The organism is Sulfuricurvum sp. (genome assembly GCF_022759005.1).
In the GTDB taxonomy this organism is placed as follows: Bacteria; Campylobacterota; Campylobacteria; order Campylobacterales; family Sulfurimonadaceae; genus Sulfuricurvum.
In genome coordinates, this window is sequence record NZ_JAEMQA010000003.1 from 1 (window position 1) to 3,202 (window position 3,202).

The following is a 3,202-nucleotide window of genomic DNA, read 5'->3' on the forward strand; positions in this document are numbered from 1 at the left end:
TATTCTCACAATATCGGGCTTAACCTCGATTAGATGGTGCCAAAACCACTCTTTGCCCTTTTCTTCGTGTGTTAGTATCCCTTTATAGTCTATGTCTTTGTAAAGGTACAAAATCCTCTCATATACCTGAGCACCGTCTGCAATAGTCAATAACACCCGTCTGCCGTCTAGGGGGTCAAAAATATTTAAAATACCCTCTTGCATATCAGTGAGAATAACTGCCTTATTGTCTCTACCTACCAATATACAAGGCAATACATGGGACTCCATAATATCGGCGGAAAACTCTGTATCTTCAAAGTTAAAACCGAAATCATTGGCGCCATATTTTACGTCATCTATTTCGGTATGTTTTTTATCGTGAGCAAGTATCGTATTTATCGTCTTTAGCTCAACATCACCATAATAAAAATCAACTACATACTTAAAACAAAGTAGTAGCGAATCGTTATTTTTTTGCTCTTTTTTTTCTTTCATTTATCCCCAAAACGCTATACAACCTGAACGGTCAAATCCACCCCGCCGCCGTTTGCGTCAAGTGCGTAGTTGTTATTTATCGTCAGCGCCGAGCCACTACTATACGGCAGACCTGTTGATGTATTTGTTGCCGAACTAAAATCATTGATATTAATTTTTGATGCCTGAGCGGCATTAACAACATCCAAAGAGAGATTTGTAGCAGTTGCACTGTTATCCCATGCATTTAATGCATTGGCGCTAAATACAATATTTCCATTTACGGTAGCCGAGTTTAGATTGATTGTTTCAAGATTTGCAAAATTATTGCCATATGTCGCATTGTCGAATTTAACTGTATTGCCAGCATTAATAGTACCATTGAAATACAACGTATCACTTCCGGCGCCGCCGTCAAAATCAACTTTTGCCGCATCTGTAAATCTTACTCTCATACTATCATTACCCGCAAGACCGTTAATAACAACAGCGTCGTTGTCCGCAACGTTTGAAAAGTCCATCGTATTTCCGCCGTTGAGAGTGTCATTCCCTGCCGTGCCGTTTACGGTTAGTTTACCGCCTGAGTTTATATAGAAGTTTTCAAACGTGTTAAGGGCAGCAGAACTCATAGATACAGTGTTTGAACCAAGCTTTAGAGTGTCAGTTCCGGCGCCGCCGTCCAAATAAAACCCGGTTAGTGTGCCGAGATTTGTTCCAGTAAAATCAAAAATATCATTTCCGCCGTTACCGTATGCGTATATTTTGCCAGTAAAGCCGCTCAAATCAACATTTGTAAAATCAAGGGTTTCATCTGCGCCACTACTATAAAAATATAAGCTTCCGCTTCCTGTTACCTTGTCAAACTGCGAAAACTGCGAAAAATTCATATAACTATTAAATGTCCCTACATTTAGTGTTTCAAAATTTGAAATTGTAATTAGCTGAGTACCACTACTGTTTGAAAAATTAACATTTTGTGTTAGTTGGAGTGTATCGGTATCTGCGCCACCGTCAAGAGTTTCGTTTGATGTATTTCTAGCTAGTATCGTATCATTACCGTCACCGCCTGAAATCGTATCCGTTCCACTCCAACCGTCTAGGATATTATCATTTGCATCGCCGGTAATTACGTCATTCCCAGCGCCGCCTATGAAGTTTTCTATATTTCTGATAATGTCATTTGTCACAGGGTCTCCAGCGCCATTGGATGTGAATGCTACCGTTGCATCAGTTCCACCGTTTAGAGTAACTTTTATTTGTCTTGCCGAGCCTGAATAATCGGCAGTATCTATCCCACCGTTACCGTCAAATATATCAGAGCCGTCATTTTGATTATTACCGGTAAATGTATCGTTACCGAGTCCGCCGTCTATGGTATCGTTACCGAGTCTGCCGATAAATATATTATTTAATGCATTACCTGTTATCGTATCGGCATAATTTGTACCATATATATTTTCAATACCATACGCAAGGTCTTTACCGGAGTTGTACGAGAAGTTTCCGCTAGCATCCATTGTGATTATTGCCGGACCAGGAGCGCCGTCAGCTATATCTATCGTATCTATGCCGGCATCACCATATACCGTGTCATTGCCGGCACCGGGACTAAGAAGATCATTTCCTACACCACCATACAGCGTATCGTCTCCACCTCTTCCTGTAAGCGTATCATTGCCTTCATATCCATAAAAAACCTCATTAGCAGAGTTACTCCCAGATATTACATCATTGCCATATGTTCCACTTATCACCTCTACGGCTTTTACAAGGTCAATAAGTCTGCCCGTAGTTGTCTCTTTTACCATTGTAAAATCAACAGAATTTAGATCCACTGTTATACCATTGATATTTTCCCAGTTTGTGGCGCCTATAGCATCATAATCAGCTTTATAATACGTAAGAAAGTCACTCCCATTGCCACCGTCAATAAAGTCATATCCACCACCGGGCATAAATGTATCATTGCCGTTCATACCCTGAAGGTAGTTTGTGCCTCCGTCACCGACTATGGTATCGGCAAAATTTGAGCCGATAATATCCTCTATGTTTATTAGTACATCACTACCGTACCCAGTGGCGGTAGCAGTAGGGGTATCGAGTCTAACCACTATACCGCCGGTGGAGTTTTGGAAATCAGCTGTGTCAGTATCGCTTCCGCCGTCCAGTGTATCGTTGCCATAGCCACTATACAAAGTGTCATAACCACTACCGCCAAGAAGAGTATCGCCGCCCGCTCTACCGTCTAGTATGTCTGATCCGGCGCCACCACTTATGATATTTGACGCCCCATCACCATAGATTGTATCGTTATAATCGCTTCCCTCTACCACTTCGGTGTTTGTTATCTTGTCAAATCCTAGTTTTACAAGACTATTGTAAGTATTGGAGTTAGTAGTGGCGGTAGCATTACCATTCGCATCATATGAAAAACCACTCTTATCGACAAATTTTGAGATGGAATTTATGACGTCATCCGTACCGTCTTGGTCAAAATCAACCCCAGCTACAGTAAAACCTGCCAAATCGACATATACGCCGTTATAATAGGCAAGCATTTTTTCTTCTAGTGTTACGCCGCTACCGGTCAAATTCGCATATTCAGCCGCACTTATATTGCCGTGCGCCAACAACACATCCGCCTCAGACAAACTATATGAGGATACGCTACCGTAGCTTACTTTGTCGGCACTGCCAGCGCCACCATCAAGTATATTTTCACCTGCGCCGCCGTATATGGTGTCAT

General features: G+C 41.8%; 2 protein-coding genes. Both read right to left on the reverse strand.

The genetic code is table 11. From position 1 onward, the window contains the following. Positions 1–477: cysteine peptidase family C39 domain-containing protein (locus tag JHC35_RS00105; protein ID WP_295041239.1), on the reverse strand; the 477-nt coding region annotated here is incomplete at its 3' end. Between the two features lie 14 nt (positions 478–491). Next, a partial coding sequence (locus JHC35_RS00110; RefSeq protein WP_295041241.1) for a calcium-binding protein occupies positions 492–3,202 on the reverse strand: 2,711 nt, incomplete at its 5' end.